The organism is Ruegeria sp. CG11 (assembly GCF_056537245.1).
The window spans coordinates 52,985-70,496 of the sequence record NZ_JBQFRE010000013.1; the positions used below are offsets into that span (position 1 = coordinate 52,985).

The window sequence follows — 17,512 nt, forward strand, 5'->3', positions numbered from 1 at the left end:
AGAAGTTGTATTTGCAGGGAGCGGCCAGTGCGGGTGTTTTTTAAGCAGAGTCTGGTGATTTTTTGGTTTTTCTGGTGGGCCTTTGCGTTCCTGACCGATTTCGTCGGCGGGCTGGAACTATTGGGCATGGCCTCCACCCCTTGGTTTGATGGCCACAACTACCCTTTCCTTGTCAAAACGCTGGAACAGTTCGGGTCGACGACCGCAATCAATGTAACCCTGTTTATCGGCATCATCCTGTGGGCTTTACTTTCAGCCGTAATGTTCCTGCTTGCGGCGATGACGCCTTATGTACGTAAAGATGTTTGGCTGAAACGGGCTGATATGGCTTTTGTCGTGTCGATGGGTTTGTGGTTGGCGTTCTTTCTCGCAGATCAGACCGTCATGAAGTTCGATCTGGAAGAAAACCATATGGTTCAAGGTGGATTTCAGCTGTTGTGTTATTTGACCATCCATCTCCTGCCGGACGAAACGGCAGCCAGCTAGCGCGATACGATGGTTTCAGCGCTCGGGCAAAACGCACCGAGCGCTTCAGGGCAAAGCACAGACCTCAGCCGCGGAAATGGTGTCGGTAGACCATCTCGTGCAAATCACCTCTGCAGTAGCCCAGATCCATCAATTCGCGATCCGACATCATGTCGATTTCACGCTTTTTCCTTTTGTATTCGGCCTTCTTTTCCCGTTTTGCCTTGCGATCTTCCGCAGACGCAAAGAGGTTGGAAAAGAAACCGTTCCCGGTGATGAAGTCCGCATATGCCATCATAACACCCTCCTTTGCATGATTGGCTGTACCTGAGGGTTAGATTGGTGGCGTGACTGAACTGTGCATGTCCAAGTTGTTAACATTCCTTTATTCCGATTCCGTCAGATCGCTCCGCGGGTGGGGCAAACCCGGTTTCCTCGGTCGTCGGAATGGCATATGGTTCGCCCCAATACGGACACGCGGATGAGGGTACATGTCGCGCTTTGATGGTTATTTCCTGCGGCAACTGCTGATTCTGTTCGGCTTTTTCACCCTAGTTCTGGTCGGCGTGTTCTGGATCACCCGATCCGTCAGCCTGTTCGACCGCGTGATCAGTGGCGGGCAATCGGCCATGGTGTTTCTGGAATTCACCGCCTTGACCCTGCCTACGCTGATCCGAACGGTGATGCCGATGGCGGTGTTCGCGGCCGCCGTTTATGCCACTAACCGCCTCAGCCGCGAAAGCGAGATGACGGTGATGTTGGCCACCGGCTCAAGCCCGTGGCGTCTGGCGCGGGCCGTCTTTGTGTTTGGTCTGGTGGCGGGGCTGATGATGGCCGTCATCAGCGTCTTTCTGCGCCCGGCTTCGGTCGAGCAGCTTGAACAGCGTCAGGCGGAGGTTGCCGGCGACGTCACCGCGCAACTGCTGAACGAGGGCGAGTTTTTGCACCCTGCCTATGGTGTCACGGTCTATATCGGTGAGATTGACCTGGATGGCACTCTGTCCGAGGTCTTCGTTTCGGACAGGCGCGACCCGCTGAATCCGGTCAGCTATTCGTCCAAGACGGCTTATCTGGTCAACAACGATACCGGCATCCACCTTGTGATGCTGGACGGGATTGCACTGCGTCTGAATCAGCAGGGCCTGACCTTGTCCTCGACCCTGTTCGAGGATGCCTCGTATGATATTTCCCAGCTGACCAATACCAATAATATGGCCAAACGCAGCCTGGAAGCCATTCCGACAATCGAGCTTTTGCAGGCCCGCGACGCCATCATCGCCGCGGAAGAGTTTACCGAAGGCGAGCTGATCGACGAATTGCACCAGCGGTTTTCCTGGATTGCCATTTGTGTCGCCGTTGCCATGGCCGGGTATGCAACCCTGATGCTGGGCAGTTTTTCACGCTTTGGGCTTTGGCCCCAGATTCTGGGCGCCTTTACCATTCTGGTCCTGCTGGAAGGCGTGCGCGGCTTTGTATCCCCTGTTGTGATCGACGATCCGAAGCTGTGGGGCTTGCTGTACCTGCCGGCGGTTATTGGAATTGCGATCTCGTGCCTGTTCTTGCTAATGGCCGGGCGGCCGTTGATGCGCAGGCGGCACAGGGACGTGCCGGGTGCGTTGTCCCAAGCCTAGCTCGCCGCGCGCAGGTCAACCAGACACGACAGGATGTCCTCGCAAGTGGTACTACCGTGACGGGTCACCAGAAACAGTGGCAGCATCAGGTCGATGGCTCCGGCCACAGGGATCAACTCACCCGCTGACAGGTGATCCCTGATGACATATTCCGGGAAGTAACCGGTCCCGCCCCGCCGCAGGACATAGCGCAGTGCCATCAGGCAATTGCCCAGAAACACAGTTTGCCCCGCCGCCTGCCGCGCTGCCGAGCGTACGTGATCCTGATAAACCTCGCCCAGTTCGAGATTGATGAAAACCGGGTCGCCGGTGGACGGCGTTTCAACCAGCATCAGGAGTTCGGGCTTCAACTCGTGGGCTTGAATGCGCGGGTCAGTGGGCTGTTCATGTGTCAGTGCCGCGTCCAGAACGTGGGTGGCGACCGCGTCTATCATATTCAGGTCGTGGTCATAGTTCAGTGTCAGCAACAGATGCCCCAGGCGCTTTTCGAACCGAACGGCCAGGTCGACCAGCAACGGATCCCAGATGCTCAGCTGCGCGCCGAGGCGCAGGGCGACGCGGTTCTGCGTTTGTGCAGGCAAATCGTGCGAGGCGAAGGACCACAGCGACAGCATCTGTTCCGCATAGGGCCGGAACTGTCGCCCGAAATCGGTCAGGCTGGTGCCGCCGGCGCCACGCGTAAACAGCGGCTTACCGGTTTCCTCTTCGATCAGACGGATACGGGCGCTGACGGCCGTCTGGGTCACATTCAGCTTTCGGGCGGCGGCATGAAAGCCGCCAGTCTCGGCCACGCACAGAAAGGTCTCGATTGCCTTGAGTTGCATGTCGAAAGTATTTTTTGATCGTATTGATAAAATCAATTCATTTTTTTGAGTATTCGATCCGGGCTAATCTGACGCCAACAGATCAGCCAAAGGAACGCGCCATGCTGGACAAAAGCCACAAACCCACCTGGACCAGTTTTGAAGAGGCCACAAAGGCCGACTGGGACGCCGTCATGGAGTATGAAGAGAGCTTCAACGCCGCCCTCCCGGACCGGATTCTGGACGCAATCCGCTCGTTGGACGAAGAGTGGACGCCTTATCCGGTCAATCGCTATCAGCACAGCCTGCAGGCCGCGACGCGTGCTTATGAAGACGGTGCGGACGAAGAACTTGTCGTTGCAGCTCTGATCCATGACACCGGAGATATCCTGTCGCCCTATAATCATGGTGAGCTGTCAGCGGCGATGATGAAACCCTATGTCAGCGAGAAGACCTATTGGATTCTCAAGCATCACTGCGTGTTCCAAGGGTACTATTACAACCACCACCTAGGCGGGGACCGCAACGCGCGCGACAAGTATCGCGACAGCCCCTATTGGGAGGACTGCCGCTATTTCTGCCATGAATACGATCAAAAAGCGTTCGACCCGGATTACCCGACCAAACCGCTGGAGTTCTTCGAGCCCATGCTGCGCCGCATCCTGAACAAGGGCGAGGGGCACATGGAACTCAATGAGACCGCCGAGGATTAACAGGCGGCCATCAGGCGATAGACGATCTGAGCAGCGGTAAAGTCCCAGGCGGCATTGCCGTCCGGGGCCAGCTCGACCACGTCGAAGCCCACACATTTACGGCCCTTCAGGGCGTGCTCGACCAGTCGCAGTGCCTGATAATACCCCAGCCCGCCGGGAACCGGTGTGCCGGTGGCGGGCATTTGCGACGGGTCCAGACCGTCGACGTCAAAGCTGACATAGACCAGCTCGGGGAAATCTTCGGGCAGGTCGACGGCGTGGATGTTGCCGGTCACCAGGTCCTCGGCATCCACGTGGAACACGCGGTTCTTCAAACGGCTTTTGGCCTCTTCGGTGGAAAAGGCGCGGACGCCGAATTGCGCCAGACGGACACCTTCCTCGGCCAGCAGGTGCATGACCGATGCGTGAGAGTGTTTTTCACCCTGGTAGGCATTGCGCAGGTCAGCGTGGGCGTCGATCTGGACGATGCCGATCGGCTGGTTCAACGCGCGTGCAACCCCCATCACTGCACCGTAGCTGAGCGAATGTTCCCCGCCCAAAGTGACCGGCACTTTGCCCTCACGCACGGCGGCCTCGGTGCGCTGGGCGAGGCGCTCCATGATCTCGGAGAGCGACGCATCACAATCCACGGGCTCTTCGGTAAATATACCTTCGACACAGGGCTCGGCATGGCCGGTGATGCGTTCCAGTTCGTTGCTGGCCTCGATGATAGCCTCGGGGCCTTTGGCGGTGCCCGATCCATAGGACACGGTGCGTTCCAGAGGAACGGGGATCACGCGGAACCGGGCGTCTTTGGTGCGCTCTGACGCGGTGAGTTCACTGTCGAGGAAAATGCTCATGAGAGTCTGTCCTTAAAGTCGTCATAGCCGAACTGTTTGATGATTTTCAGCTCGTCCGTTTCGCTGTTCCACAGGGCGATGGTGGGCAGGGGAACACCGTTGAATGTGTTGGTCTTGACCATCGAGTAATGTGCCTGATCTAGGAAGGCGAACCGCTGTCCGATCTCAAGCGGTTGATCCCACGTGTAGTCGCCGATCACGTCACCGGCCAGACAGGAAGGACCGCCCAGTCGGTAGGTATGGCCCGTCTCGGCCTCGTCCATCAGGGCGGGGCGATAGGGCGCCTCGATCACATCGGGCATATGGCAAGTGGCTGAGATATCGGTGATGGCAAGGCTCATGCCATTGGTTGGCAGATCGAGGATCTCTCCGACCAGAATACCCGCGTCCAGCGCCACAGCTTCGCCGGGTTCGAGATAAACGTCGATGTCGTACGTCTCGCGGATGGTTTTGATGAAGGCCACCAGACCCTCGCGGTCGTAGTCGTCACGGGTGATGTGGTGACCGCCACCGAAGTTCAGCCATTTGAGCTGGCTCAGGTAAGGTTTGAGTTTCGGTTCAACGGCGTCCCATGTGCGCTGCAGCGGTTCGAACCCCTGTTCGCAGAGCGTATGCATGTGCAGGCCGTCCACGCCGGTCATAGTCTCGGCGGTCAATTGGCTGACCGGCGTGCCAAGGCGCGAGCAGGGCGCGCAGGGATCGTATTTCGGTATCTCACCCTCGGAATGTTCCGGGTTGATGCGCAGACCCACCTGAACATTGGCGGCTTGGGCCTTTGCAAGGAACCGGTCCTTTTGCGCCGGAGAGTTGAAGATGATGTGGTCGGACAGCGACAGAATTTCATCCATGTCGGCGTCTTTGTACCCGGCGCAGAAGGTAGCGACCTTACCGCCGTATTCCTCACGGCCCAGACGCGCCTCGTAGATGCCGCTGGCGCAGGTGCCGCCGAGGTGCTGGCGGACCAGCGGGGCCAGCGAGAACATGGAAAACGCCTTGAGCGCACTTAGCACATGCGCGCCAGATCGGGTGCCGATGTCAGCAAGGACCGTCAGGTTGCGTTCGACAACCTTTTCATCGACCACGAAACTCGGGGTGGGCACGCGGTTGAGATTGAAATTGCGGAAGGCTCCGGCGTCCCCGGCTTGTGTGGTCATCATGTCGGACATGTCCGGCGTCTCCGTTAAGTAGAGAGGCCGGGGGGCTCTGCCCCCGGACCCCCGAGATATCTACAGCCAGATGAAGCTAGCGGGTCAGAACTCAACCGGCCCGTCGAGTTCGTGGACCTGCCACGGCAGACCATGTTCGTTCAGCATGTCCATGAAGTCATCCGGGTCGAGCTGTTCCATGTTCCACACGCCTGGCTCGGTCCAGTTGCCCTTCAGCACCTGCGCCGCGCCGATCATGGCGGGGACGCCGGTGGTGTAGCTGACGGCCTGGCTGCCGACTTCGGCATAGCATTCTTCGTGGTCGCAGATGTTGTAGATGTAATAGGTCTTCTCGCCCGAGCCATCCTTGGCCTGACCCGTGGCGATGTCGCCGATGCAGGCCTTGCCCTTGGTTTCCGCGCCCAGATCACCGGGATCGGGCAGCAGGGTTTTCAGGAACTGGATCGGGATGATTTCTTTGCCGTCATGCATCACCGGGTCGATGCGGGTCATGCCGACGTTTTCCAACACCTTGGCGTGGGTGATGTAGGCATCGCCGAAGGTCATCCAGAAGCGGGCGCGCTCGATCTCGGGGAAGTGGGTCGACAGCGACTCCAGTTCCTCGTGATACATCAGGTACATGTTCTTGGGGCCGATGGCGGGGAAGTCGAACTCGACCTTATGGGTCATGGCGGGGGAGTGTTTCCACTCGCCACCTTCCCAGTGGCGCACTTCTGCCAGCACTTCGCGCAGGTTGATTTCCGGGTTGAAGTTGGTGGCGAACTCCTGATCGTTCGAGCCGCCATTGGCGTCCAGAACGTCGATCTGACGGATCGTGTCCAGCTTGTGTTTCTTCAGCCATTTGGCGAACACGCTGGTCACACCCGGATCGAAGCCTGAGCCGAGGATGGCGGTCAGGCCGGCCTCCTTGAACCGCTCCTGATAGGCCCATTGCCAGTGATATTCGAACTTGGCCTCGTCCTCAGGCTCATAATTCGCGGTATCGAGGTAGTGGATACCGGCCTCAAGGCAGGCATCCATCAGCACCAGATCCTGATAGGGCAGGGCGAGGTTCACGAGGATCTCGGCGCCGGTTTCCTTGATCAGCTTGACCGTGTCTTCAACCTTGTAGGCGTCCAGTTCAGCGGTCGCGATGTCAACGCCCACACGCTCTTTCACCGCTTTGGCGATGGCGTCGCATTTTGATTTGGTCCGGCTGGCCAGAGTGATCTCGGTAAAGATGTCCGAGTTCATTGCCATCTTGTGCACGGCGGCGTGCGATACGCCGCCTGCGCCGACAACCAGTGTTTTGCCACTCAAAGTACCCATGGGGGTAATCTCCTCTCACAGGGGGTTATTCGTAATAGGTGTAGCCGTTGATCGAGTCGCGATAGGCGCTCATCAGGGTTTTACGGTCCTTGGCTTTCAGAGTACCGGTCGAGATCGCCTCGTCCACCATTTTGCGGAAGGCGGCGACGCAGTCCTGCGGGTCGAATTCGACATAGGACAGAACTTCGGAAATCGTGTCGCCCTCTTGTTCGTGCAGCAGGTCGAACCCGCCATCGGCCCGGAGGTCGATGGTGACCACGTTGGTGTCGCCGAACAGGTTGTGCAGATCGCCCAGCGTTTCCTGGTAAGCGCCGACAAAGAAGACGCCCATGTAGTATTCGTCGTCCTCGGGCAGGGAATGCACCGGAAGGCTGGGCGAGACGCCATCAGCCAGAATGAAGCGGTCGATCTTGCCGTCGCTATCGCAGGTGATGTCGGACAGAACCGCGCGGCGGTCCGGCGTCTGGTTCAGACTTTGCAGCGGCACGATCGGGTGAAGCTGGTCGATGGCCCAGACGTCGGGCAGGGATTGGAACAGCGAGAAGTTGCAGTGGTAGATGTCAGCCACTTTCTCAAGCTGGTCATCCACATCGGTTTCCATCTCGTCGCTGGCCGCCAAAGCTTTGATCCGAGCCATCAGCGACAGATAGATCCGCTCGCCCCGGGCCATCTGGCGCAGGTCGACATAGCCGCGGCGGAACAGGGCGCGCAGTTCGTTGCGATAGAAGTTGGCGTCGTTCCAACATTCCTGCAGCCGGTCGCAGGACAGGTATCCCTGCACTGCCGCGAGGTCAGAGAGGATATGGTGATCGTCTGCCTCGACCGCCGGTGCGGTTGCCGCGTCGTAGAGCGTGCTTTCCAACACGTTGAACACCAGCATTGAAGACGTCGCCACCACCGCACGGCCGCTTTCAGTGACCAGCGTCGGGTGTGCAACTTCTGCCTCATCCATTGCATAAGCCACGGTTTCCACGACGTTGGCGCAGTATTCTTCGACCGTGTAGTTGATCGAGTTTTCGGCGGCCTTTTTCTCACCCGTATAGTCGACGCCCATACCGCCGCCGAGGTCCAGATGGGTCAGCGGCACGCCTTCACGCGTCAGTTCGGTATAGTACCGGCAGGCTTCGCCCACGGCGCGGCGGACGTCGTTGACGTCCTGCACCTGCGAACCAAGATGCGAGTGTTGCAGTTTGAGGCAATGCAGCAGACCCGCGTCTTTCAGCTTGTCCACCGTCGCGACCAGTTGGTCGGTATTCATGCCAAAGGCCGAGCGGTCGCCCGAGCTTTCCTCCCACTTGCCGCTGATCTGGTTGGTCAGCTTGACCCGCACGCCGATCAGGGGTTCGATGCCCAGTTCGTTATAGACCTCGATTACCGTGTCGGCCTCTTTCGGGCTTTCCAGAACGATGACCGTGTTGAAGCCGATCTTGCGGCTGAGGATCGCCAGCTGAATGAATTCGGCATCCTTGACGCCGTTGCAGACGATCAGGGCTTCGCGCGACAGGCGATGGGCGAGGGCGATCACCAGTTCCGGCTTCGATCCGGCCTCAAGCCCGTATTGGTATTTCTTGCCGAACTCGACGATGCGGTCGACCACCTGCGCCTGTTGGTTCACCTTGATCGGAAACACGCCGCGATAGGTGCCCTTGTACCCGGTTCGGGCGATGGCGTCGCGAAAGCTTTCGTTGATATGGGCGATCTCGTTTTCAAGGTAAGAGCTGATGCGCAACAGCATCGGCGCCTTGATGCCGCGTTCGTCCAGATCGTGCAGGATGCCGGGCAGGCTGATCGCCGCTACCTCGGGTGCCATGGGATTGCGCAGACCGATCTCGCCAACCTCCGTCACCTCGATGAGGCCCTTGCCCCATTTTTCAACTCCGTAGATGGAATGCGGTGCGTCGGGCGTCTGTTTCAATCAAGTCGGTCCTTAACGTAGGGGTGCCAGTTTAGCGCCCGCCAATACGGCAGCAGTTTGATTCGTCCAAGTGTAATCTATGTGACGGGTTTTGCCGAATTTATGCGGCCGGCCGAATTGGGATCAGATGATTGTCCCATTGGCAGTCCGGGCGGGCGGAAATTTGGACCTCGGAGGTCAATTCGCCGACGATACCGGTGCCTGTGGTGAAAACGAAACCTCTGGGTCCGGGACCCAAGCCGCAGACATCCTCCAGCGGGAAGGCGCCGGTTAGCAGACCGCTTGTGACGTTGAACCGGTGCAGGGCGTTGCCACGGGGGCAGGTGATGGCAACGGCCTCTCCGTCACCGGAAAAGGAGATGCTGCCGGCATAACCTTGCAACATGCTTTGCTCGGCGTCAGGAGCCGACAGCAGGCGCGGTGCCCCGCCGCGACGATGCAGGCCCAGTAGCGGCGGATTTTGCGCCTTGTCCCCCTGCCATTGCATTGCAAACGCCACCAGCCCGTCTTGGCGCACGGCTAGGTGCCGGATCGAATTCTTGTGCAGGGCCTGCGGCAGTTCCACCTGTTCCAGAACCGTCCCGTTCAGGTCCAGATAGGACAGGCGCGGTTGCATGGTCGGCAGGTTCAGTTTGGTGCGGCCCATGTCAGGGTGGGTTTCGATGCCGCCATTGGCGATGACCAATGTCTGTCCGTCGGGCATCAGCCGCATGTCATGGGGTCCAATGCCGCCTGATGGGAATTCGCCTAAGCGTCTGTAGTCAGCAGCGTCCCATATGCCGATTACGCCCTCTCCTGCCTCATAGTCGTTCTCGGTGGTGAAAAGCCGTGTGCCGTCGAGTGAGAATACGCCGTGGCCAAAGAAATGACGGCCCTCGGGGGCGGTCAACCGGGTCAGCTCGGTGCCTGTCGCGCAATCAATGACCAAAGCGAAAGTGCCGGGGCGGCGGGCGAAGGCCACCGCTTGCGCGTTGACGGGATGAGCTGCAGCCGCATGACCGCGCGCGGGCAGGGGGAGTGAGAACAGGATATCGCCACCTGTATCCAGCCCGGCCAATCGGTAGCTGCCGTCCGGAAACAACGCTGTCGCCAGATAATCCGGAGCGCCGACCGAGGCCCAGCCGCGCAGTGGGGCCAGGCTGCTTGCGGCCAGTCCGGCCAGAAAATGACGGCGGTTCGGCATGGGTCAGTCCCCGTCCAATGAGTTGAACCCTGCGCTGATGCCCAATGTCGGGCCAAGCTCGGTTGACGCGATAGCACGGATATCGTTGATCGACTGCTGCAACGCCTCGATCCGGAAACGACCCTGGGGATCGGCCACGCCTGCAAGCGCCGGATCATCTAACGCCTGCGCCCGGGTGATGGCCTTGTCGAACGCGCCATCCAGATCGGCTGCGATTTCAGGGTGATCTGCCGACAGATGTGCCGCCAGATCGCGCAGTGCGATCAGAGACAGTTCAACATGGCGCAGGGATCGTTCAGAGCGGCGCGCCTCGGCGCGATTGGGGCGCGGGCGGTCGAAAGTGCCCATCGGGCGGCCAAGGCGGGTGTCGCCGGTGAATTCCAGACCCGTGACCAGCGCCTTGTACAGCTCTTGCATCGCCTCATTGCCGGACCGATACGGGCTGTTCTCGCCTGGTTGCGTCAGGGCCGTTGCAAAGCTTGCCCAATCGTCATCCATCGCGCGGGCATTCAGATCAATGTCTGTGGCGATCGCCCGTATCAGGTCGCAACGATAAGTGTCGCTGCCCTGATCCGCAAAGCGCGAGTCGTAGAGCATCTGTTCCAGTGCAAAGAACCCGCGTCCTGCGATGGAGGTTTCGGCAAAAGTCTCGGGGGTTTCGACGGCGTCATCTTCGACGGCAATCAGGCCGGACAGAGCCTTGGGTGTGAAGCCTTTGGTGTCTGGCCAGAAGGCCAGCGCAAAGGCCCGGTCGCCAACTTCCGAAGGGCCGAACCTAAGGTGGCTGACCGAAATCCAGCCGTTAAAGGCCACGTGATAGGCCGCGCGAAGATCGGGCGATGTTGCGGTGCAGTCGGACTGGGCCGCTTGCGCCAGCGCGCCGCTTGCGTCGGAAAGCGCGGCGAAGCCAGGCAGGATATGCTCATCGACCGTCGCGGTCAGGATCGGACCGCGATCTTGTGCCAGCGCAGACAAGGGCAGCGTCAAGGCCAGGGCAAAAGCAAGGAAACGCATGGGTCAGAGGCTTTCGAGGAAACGGATCAGGGCATCACGGTCTGGCTTGGGCATTGCCACAACCGTATCGCGGGCGGCCTGAGCCTCGCCCCCGTGCCACAGGATGGCCTCAAGCAAGGTTTGCGCGCGGCCGTCATGCAGGAACTGAGTATGGCCCGAAACCTGCCGGGTCAAACCAATCCCCCACAGCGGCGGCGTGCGCCATTCGCGGCCCGTCGCGCGGGCCTCGGGGCGGTTGTCGGCCAGGTTTTCACCCATGTCATGCAGCAGCAGATCGGAATACGGCCAGATCAGCTGAAAACTGTGCTCCGGGCGGTCTTCCATGCGATGGGTGACGAAAGCGGGCGTGTGGCAAGAGGCGCAGCCAGTGTCGTGAAACACCTGCTTGCCGCGCAATACTTGCGGGTTGTCCACGTCCCGACGCGCCGGAACGCCCAGATTGCGGCTGTAGAAGGCCACCAGATCCATGCCAAGCTGGTCGATTTCAAACACGCGGTCATCGCCGTCGCCATGCGGGGCGTTCACGCAGTCCACCTGCGCGTCGGTGCAGTCGCCATGACCCGCTGGATAGAGCGGGCTGGAAATGCCGATATCGCCTGCAAAGGCTGCCGACGATTGCTCCATAATCGTCGGCATCCCGGCTTTGAGGCCAAAACGGCCCATCATCGGCGCACCGAATTCCTTCGACCAGACAATGTTTGGGCGCCCGGAAATACCATCGCCGTCTGCGTCATCGGGATCGGCATTGGCCAGCAAATCCTCGACCGGGATCGCCTCGAGCAGACCCAGACCAATCATCTGCGGCGCCACACGGGGGCTGAGCATGGCCTCGGGGTGCAGTGGGCCGTATCCCAGATCCGCCGCCTGATAGGTCGGCTTGCGCAGTGTGACGATTTCACCATCGGACAGGGTTACGGGAACATCTTCATAGGTAATGTCCAGCCGGTATTCGGCCGGATGGCCGGGCAGGGCCAGATCCTGCATCTGTCCGCCATAGTTCGGGTCGGGCTGGGTGGCGATATAGTCCTCGATTTCGTCGTAGCTGTCACCGCCGGGGATCGAAATGCGCAGGAACATCGAGGTCGCATTGTCGCCGGGCCCGGTGGGTGCATGGCCGCGTCCGTCCTTGATGTGGCAGCGCTGGCACGAGCGCGCGTTGTAAAGAGGCCCCAGCCCGTCCGAGGCCAATGTGGACGCGGGCGAAGACACCCAGATTTTCTTGAACAACCCATTGCCGACCCTGAAGTCCAGCTCCTGCTCAAAGCTCAGATTGCCAGAGGGTTGCGAAAACGCATCGGCGTCGGTGCGGGCGCGGACGGTGGCGGCCCCGGCGGACAGATCCTCGAACCGTTGTGGGGTGCTGAAATCCTCGGGCGCAACGATGACGTTGGCGATCCGGGTGCGCTCATCTTCGGTTCTGGGTTCGAAATTGAGGTGAAGATCCTCCAGCTCGGCTGCGAGGGGTTGGGTGGCCGCAAGGGCGGCCACCGTCACGATGGCAAGGTTACTCGCCTTCGTCCATTTTCGATGCGTTGAGTTGCGCATAATTGGCTTCGCCAATCCTTTCGTACAGATCAAGCTGCGTTTCGAGGAAGTCGATATGTCCTTCTTCGTCGCGGATCAATTCCTCGAACAGGGACATCGACGCATAGTCACCAGCCTCACGGCAGTATTCGCGCGCTTCGACATACAAGGTCCGCGCGTCATTTTCGGCAGCCAGATCACATTCCAGGGTTTCCTTGGGGTTCTGGCCAATTCTCAGGGGGTCGAGCTTTTGCAGATTGGGGTGGCCTTCCAAAAAGATGATCCGCTCGATCAGCTTGTCCGCGTGGCCCATCTCTTCGATGCTCTCTTCGCGGCTTTTCTTGGCCATGTGGCCAAGGCCCCAGTCTTCCTGCAGGCGGTAGTGCAGCCAATACTGGCTGACCGCCGTAAGTTCATGCCGCAGAGATTTGTTGAGGTATTCTATGACTTTGGGATCGCCCTTCATCTTCACTCTCCTGTGATACTCCGGTGCGTAGCGCACGAAGCTGCATGGGTACTTCCAGATTATCGTTGGAACGCATCATGTCTAGGAAAAGAGGCATACAGCCGCCGCAATCCGCAGCTTTCCCAAGGGCGTGATAGATCTTTCCGGGGGTGATAATCGCCTGCGCGTCCGATGTACGCATCCAGTCGATTGCAGCGCGAATATCGTGGTCAGTTATGTTGGTGCAATGACAGACGATCATGGCGATTCTAAGTCCGGTAGATTTCCTACTTAATTAGTAAGGTATTGTCCTGCTGTCCAGTCAAAACTTTTGTGGCCGGAAGCATGAAGCCTCTCATGCTTCCGGCCCCATAGTTTACTGGAAGACCGCGTCGGGGTTATCCAGGCTGTCCGAGCCTTCGAAGCTGATCTGGTCCAGCCCCAGAGTGGTCACGATCCGCTCGATGGTTTTGGTCTGGTCGACCAGGCCATCGACGCCGCCCATGATCAGCAACTCTCCACCTTCATTGCCGCGTTCAAGCATCTGGTCATAGGCAAAGCCGGCCTCGGCGGTCGATTTCAAACGGCCCAGTGCCTGCATGGTGTTGGCCAGTTTGACCTTCATTTCAGCATCCAGCGAAGGATCGGAGGCGATCACCAGATCCGATAGCGACGCGCCGCTGACCGGGGTGCCGTCGATACGGGTATAGCTGCCCAGATAGACGTTCTGAATGCCCAGCCCATCATAGTAGTGGCTGTTGTGGGTGTTGTCCGAGAAGCAATCATGCTCTTCCTCGGGATCGTTCAGCATCAGGCCCAGACGCATCCGCTCACCTGCCTGTTCACCATAGGACAGCGAACCCATGCCGGTCAGGATGGCGCTTACGCCTGCGGTTTCATCCGCGGACAGCGCAGCGCGTGCTTCGCCGCCTTCGGCCCATTGAGCGGCCATCCATTCCAGATCGCTGACCAGCAACTGAGTTGCGGCGCTCAGATACTGAGCACGGCGGTCACAATTGCCGCCAGTACAGTCGTCACCTCGGATATAGTCGGTATACGGGCGGTTGCCTGCACCCGCGCCGTGGCCGTTCATGTCCTGACCCCACAGCAGGAATTCGATGGCGTGATAGCCGGTGGCGACGTTCGCCTCGATCCCGTCGGCTTCGTGCAGGGTTTCGGCCAGCAGCTCGGGTGTGATTTCGCTGGCGTCGATGGTTGCTCCCGACAGTTCGAAGCTGGGATTGGCGATCACGTTCAGCGCGGCGAATTCGTTTTCATCGCTCGGACCGCCATATGCCGCGTCGACATAGTCGATCAGGCCTTCATCCAGCGGCCATGCGTTCACCTTGCCTTCCCAGTCGTCAACGATGGCGTTGCCGAAACGATAGACCTCGGTCTGCTGATAGGGCACACGCGCAGCAATCCAAGCGGCTCGCGCTGCGTTCAGAGTGGCGTCGGACGGCTCGGCGATCAGGGTGTTCACCGCCTCTTGCAGGGCTTTGGCCGCGATCAGGCTGTCATCGTATTTGGCTTCGGCAATATTCGCATAGGTGGTCAGAATATCAGCCTTCGACGGGGCGTCGGTCGCAACGGCTGCGGATGCGATGCCAAGGGTCAAGGCGCTGGTGGCGGCGAAAAATCGGGTCATAAGGGTGACGCTTTCCTGTCAGATATAATTTCACAGACGCCGCCTGTGCGACGCATATGGGGTGCATACCTGAGTTATTTAGTCAGCTATGTCAACCTGAGTTTTATTATCGGGTTAGCTGACATTTGCCCTCCCCATATTTGGCGGGGTGGCTTGGCCCGGGCCGAGATTGCGCCGCTTTTGAAACATATTAAGATAAAACCCGTGATTCCTTGGTAGGTGGTGCCTGTTTATGAGAAGCGCAGCTCTCGCCCTGACTCTGATCCCCGCGGTCGCGCTGTCGCAGACACAAGCCGGGATTGAGCATGAACATGGTACCGGTCATTTGGATATAGCGATCTCGGGGGCCGAGTTGTCCTTGTCGCTTGCGGTGCCTGCTGCGGATATCATTGGGTTTGAGCGCCCGGCACAAACCGATGAGGATCGGACCCTGGTCGCCGGTGCGATTTCCGTTCTGTCCAAGCCGCTGGAATTGTTTGTCCTGCCAGAAGACGCAGAGTGTTTCACGGCAGCCGCCAATGTTACACTTCTGGCAGAAGGGCTTGGTCCCGAGGCCGATGTCGCCCCGGCATCAGATCAGGACCCGCACACCGAATTTCAGGCCGACTACCAGATTCAATGCCAAACGATCGACATGGTCGAGGCCATCAGGTTCGCCTATTTTGAGCGGTTTCCGAATGCTCAAAAACTGACCGTAAAGGTTGATCGGTCCGGCGAGATACAAATGCACGAGCTCACACGATCCATGCCAAACTTGCCCTTGTAGGCGCATGGTGCAACAGTTCTGTTAGCGGCGGCGGTCACCGAAACGGTGGCCTGAATCACTGGGCGGTCAAAAGGCGCTAAGGCGCAGGGGGGGGCCTTGACCAAAGTTCTGTTGGTTGAAGACAACGAAATGAACCGCGATATGCTGTCGCGAAGATTGGCGCGTAAAGGTTACCTTGTCGTTGTCGCGAAAGATGGGTTGGAGGGTGTTTCGATGGCCGACAGCGAAACACCGGACATCATATTGATGGATATGAGCTTGCCGGAAATTGATGGGTGGGAGGCGACGCGGCGTATCAAGGCGGCGCCTGAGACAGCTTCGATCCCGGTGGTTGCGCTGACGGCACATGCGATGGCCAGTGATCGCGAGAAGGCGCTGGAGGCAGGTTGCGACGACTTCGATACCAAACCGGTTGAGTTTAGCCGTCTGCTGGAAAAGATGGCAAAATTGCTACCTGCATCCTGACGCAGAATCGCTCAATCCGCAGAATTTTTGCGTTGGATGACATAGTAGGTTCTGACCCGACCCTTGCCTTTAATTCTTGTGTCGATGGGGTCGGAAACATCAAATAGATGCTCGACCCGTCTGGCGGTGGCCTCTGAAACCTGCACCCGCCCGGGCGCGCCGGTAGTTTCAAGGCGGCTGGCGACATTAACCGTGTCTCCCCAGACATCGTAGAGGAAACGGTGCGACCCGATTATACCGGCAACCACGGGGCCACTGTGTACGCCAATCCTGATGTGCATCGGGTAATCCATTTCACCGTTCAGCGATTCGACCTGCGAGAGCATCCGGAACGCCATCTCGACGATCACTTCGGCATGATCTTCGCGGTCATCCGGCACACCGGCGGCGACCATATATGCGTCACCGATCGTTTTGATCTTCTCAATGCCAAGTTCTGTCGCGATTTGGTCGAAGCCTGAAAAAATCCGGTTGAGGTAGAAAACCACACGCGCAGGGGGCAGTTTTGCCGACATCTCGGTAAAGCCAACGATATCCGAGAACAGGATGGTGACGTCGTCGTGGCGATCAGCGATTGCTGCCTCACCGTCATTCAGCCGCGTCACGATTTGTTGCGGCAGAATGCTAAGCAAAAGGTCTTTGTACTTTTGCTTTTCCGCTTCCATCTGCTCAAAGTAATGGCGTTCACGCTCGCGAAAGCGGTTCTTCTCCAACGAGGCGTTTATCCGGGCTTGTAGCAGGATCGGGTTAAAGGGTTTCGGCAGGTAATCCTCGGCGCCGGCCTCAATACAGCGCGCGACGCTCTCGATCTCATCCAGGGCCGAAATCATGATGACAGGGATATCCCGAAGGATGTCATCTTGTTTCAATAGGGCCAAAACGTCAAAGCCATTGACATCCGGCATCATCAGATCAAGCAGAACCAGATCGAACGGATATTGAGACATTAGTTCAAGGGCGGAGTACCCTCCGGCAGCGGTCCAGACCTGATGCCCATCCCGCTTTAACCGGCGCGCCAGCAAATCCCGGTTGGCCTCGACATCATCGACGACAAGGATGTTACCGGTTAGTGCACCGGTGTCGGCGATTGGGGCGAGGGGAGCCATGCTCTGAACCAGATTTGCGAACATCGCAGCGGAGTCTGGCGGTGCTTCGGGAACCGCGGCGTCTCCGTCCGGCGGATCGTCAGACAATGTCGCAAGCTCGTCGATTTGTTTCAGAAGGGCGTCGGTATGTTCGAGAAGCCCAAGCAAGTCCGCTTCCAGATGCTTGGCGTTCAGGTCATCCAGATCCTCCAGCAGCATCTCGCTGTAGCCCTTGATTGCATTCATCGGGGTTCGCAGATCATGGCGCAGCCGTTTTAAACTCTCGTCGCCGCCGCCCGTCAGTTTCAAAGCCATCTCAGGGTGCAAAAGCCGGTCGACCAGCGTGTTCAGTTCAGTCGTCGCTTGGGAAATCCGGTTCAGATCCGAAACTGCTTCGACCCTCGCCAGACGACCGGCTTCGCTTTGAATCATTTCGCTGAAGCCGACGATAGCGCTGACCGGTGAAATCAGGTTTTGGCGCAAATTCGCAAGCCACACCGCCTTTGCGTGCTGAGCTTGGTTTTCGCGACCACCATTCACGA

General features: G+C 58.8%; 18 protein-coding genes. 5 read left to right on the top strand and 13 right to left on the bottom strand.

Annotation, left to right across the window (positions count from 1 at the left end; all coding sequences use genetic code 11):
- Nucleotides 1–27: 27 nt before the first annotated feature.
- Entirely contained in the window at nucleotides 28–486 is a 459-nt protein-coding gene (locus ACR0KW_RS19210) for a hypothetical protein (RefSeq protein WP_480806418.1), read from the top strand.
- A 64-nt stretch (nucleotides 487–550) separates the two neighbouring features.
- On the opposite strand, the gene ACR0KW_RS19215 is transcribed toward ACR0KW_RS19210, so the two are convergent.
- A complete protein-coding gene (locus ACR0KW_RS19215; RefSeq protein WP_480806419.1) occupies nucleotides 551–763 on the bottom strand; it encodes a DUF1127 domain-containing protein in 213 nt (70 codons plus the stop codon).
- Between the two features lie 193 nt (nucleotides 764–956).
- Between ACR0KW_RS19215 and lptF the strand changes: the two genes are divergently transcribed.
- Entirely contained in the window at nucleotides 957–2,096 is a 1,140-nt protein-coding gene (lptF, locus tag ACR0KW_RS19220; RefSeq protein WP_480806420.1) for an LPS export ABC transporter permease LptF, read from the top strand.
- Here lptF and ACR0KW_RS19225 read toward each other — a convergent pair.
- A complete protein-coding gene (locus ACR0KW_RS19225) occupies nucleotides 2,093–2,920 on the bottom strand; it encodes a LysR family transcriptional regulator (RefSeq protein WP_480806421.1) in 828 nt (275 codons plus the stop codon). The two genes, lptF and ACR0KW_RS19225, sit on opposite strands and share 4 nt — an antisense overlap.
- A gap of 101 nt (nucleotides 2,921–3,021) precedes the next feature.
- On the opposite strand from ACR0KW_RS19225, the gene ACR0KW_RS19230 reads away from it, so the two are divergent.
- A complete protein-coding gene (locus ACR0KW_RS19230; protein WP_170328577.1) occupies nucleotides 3,022–3,612 on the top strand; it encodes an HD domain-containing protein in 591 nt (196 codons plus the stop codon).
- Here ACR0KW_RS19230 and speB read toward each other — a convergent pair.
- The 10 genes from speB to ACR0KW_RS19280 form a co-directional block, all read right to left on the bottom strand.
- The gene (gene speB, locus ACR0KW_RS19235) at nucleotides 3,609–4,451 is read right to left on the bottom strand and encodes an agmatinase (protein WP_480806422.1); all 843 of its coding nucleotides are present in this window, start codon (nucleotides 4,449–4,451) and stop codon (nucleotides 3,609–3,611) included. The two genes, ACR0KW_RS19230 and speB, sit on opposite strands and share 4 nt — an antisense overlap.
- Nucleotides 4,448–5,617 (bottom strand): carboxynorspermidine decarboxylase, encoded by a 1,170-nt coding sequence (nspC, locus tag ACR0KW_RS19240; RefSeq protein ID WP_480806423.1) that lies wholly within the window; start codon nucleotides 5,615–5,617, stop codon nucleotides 4,448–4,450. Before nspC ends, speB begins: the two co-directional genes overlap by 4 nt.
- 84 nt (nucleotides 5,618–5,701) lie before the next feature.
- Nucleotides 5,702–6,925, bottom strand: a complete 1,224-nt coding sequence (locus ACR0KW_RS19245) for a saccharopine dehydrogenase family protein (RefSeq protein ID WP_480806424.1) — start codon at nucleotides 6,923–6,925, stop codon at nucleotides 5,702–5,704.
- A 25-nt stretch (nucleotides 6,926–6,950) separates the two neighbouring features.
- On the bottom strand, nucleotides 6,951–8,840 hold the full coding sequence (gene speA / locus ACR0KW_RS19250) for a biosynthetic arginine decarboxylase (protein ID WP_480806425.1): 1,890 nt from the start codon (nucleotides 8,838–8,840) through the stop codon (nucleotides 6,951–6,953).
- Nucleotides 8,841–8,940: 100 nt separating this feature from the next.
- Entirely contained in the window at nucleotides 8,941–10,023 is a 1,083-nt protein-coding gene (locus ACR0KW_RS19255) for a DUF1513 domain-containing protein (protein WP_480806426.1), read from the bottom strand.
- A 3-nt stretch (nucleotides 10,024–10,026) separates the two neighbouring features.
- Nucleotides 10,027–11,037, bottom strand: a complete 1,011-nt coding sequence (locus ACR0KW_RS19260; protein WP_480806427.1) for an imelysin family protein — start codon at nucleotides 11,035–11,037, stop codon at nucleotides 10,027–10,029.
- 3 nt (nucleotides 11,038–11,040) lie between these two features.
- Nucleotides 11,041–12,582, bottom strand: a complete 1,542-nt coding sequence (locus ACR0KW_RS19265) for a di-heme oxidoreductase family protein (RefSeq protein ID WP_480806428.1) — start codon at nucleotides 12,580–12,582, stop codon at nucleotides 11,041–11,043.
- Nucleotides 12,542–13,027 carry a bacterioferritin gene (bfr, locus tag ACR0KW_RS19270; protein ID WP_170328569.1) on the bottom strand — a complete coding sequence of 162 codons (486 nt, stop codon included), beginning with the start codon at nucleotides 13,025–13,027 and terminating at the stop codon, nucleotides 12,542–12,544. Before bfr ends, ACR0KW_RS19265 begins: the two co-directional genes overlap by 41 nt.
- The gene (locus tag ACR0KW_RS19275) at nucleotides 12,975–13,268 is read right to left on the bottom strand and encodes a (2Fe-2S)-binding protein (RefSeq protein ID WP_480806429.1); all 294 of its coding nucleotides are present in this window, start codon (nucleotides 13,266–13,268) and stop codon (nucleotides 12,975–12,977) included. Before ACR0KW_RS19275 ends, bfr begins: the two co-directional genes overlap by 53 nt.
- A gap of 114 nt (nucleotides 13,269–13,382) precedes the next feature.
- Nucleotides 13,383–14,654 (bottom strand): imelysin family protein, encoded by a 1,272-nt coding sequence (locus tag ACR0KW_RS19280; RefSeq protein ID WP_480806430.1) that lies wholly within the window; start codon nucleotides 14,652–14,654, stop codon nucleotides 13,383–13,385.
- 232 nt (nucleotides 14,655–14,886) lie between these two features.
- Between ACR0KW_RS19280 and ACR0KW_RS19285 the strand changes: the two genes are divergently transcribed.
- On the top strand, nucleotides 14,887–15,420 hold the full coding sequence (locus ACR0KW_RS19285) for a ZrgA family zinc uptake protein (protein ID WP_480806431.1): 534 nt from the start codon (nucleotides 14,887–14,889) through the stop codon (nucleotides 15,418–15,420).
- Between the two features lie 96 nt (nucleotides 15,421–15,516).
- Nucleotides 15,517–15,885: a response regulator gene (locus ACR0KW_RS19290; protein WP_480806432.1), complete on the top strand. Its 369-nt coding sequence runs from the start codon at nucleotides 15,517–15,519 to the stop codon at nucleotides 15,883–15,885.
- A gap of 11 nt (nucleotides 15,886–15,896) precedes the next feature.
- Here ACR0KW_RS19290 and ACR0KW_RS19295 read toward each other — a convergent pair whose 3' ends face one another.
- Entirely contained in the window at nucleotides 15,897–17,510 is a 1,614-nt protein-coding gene (locus tag ACR0KW_RS19295) for an adenylate/guanylate cyclase domain-containing protein (RefSeq protein WP_480806433.1), read from the bottom strand.
- Nucleotides 17,511–17,512: the final 2 nt, after the last annotated feature.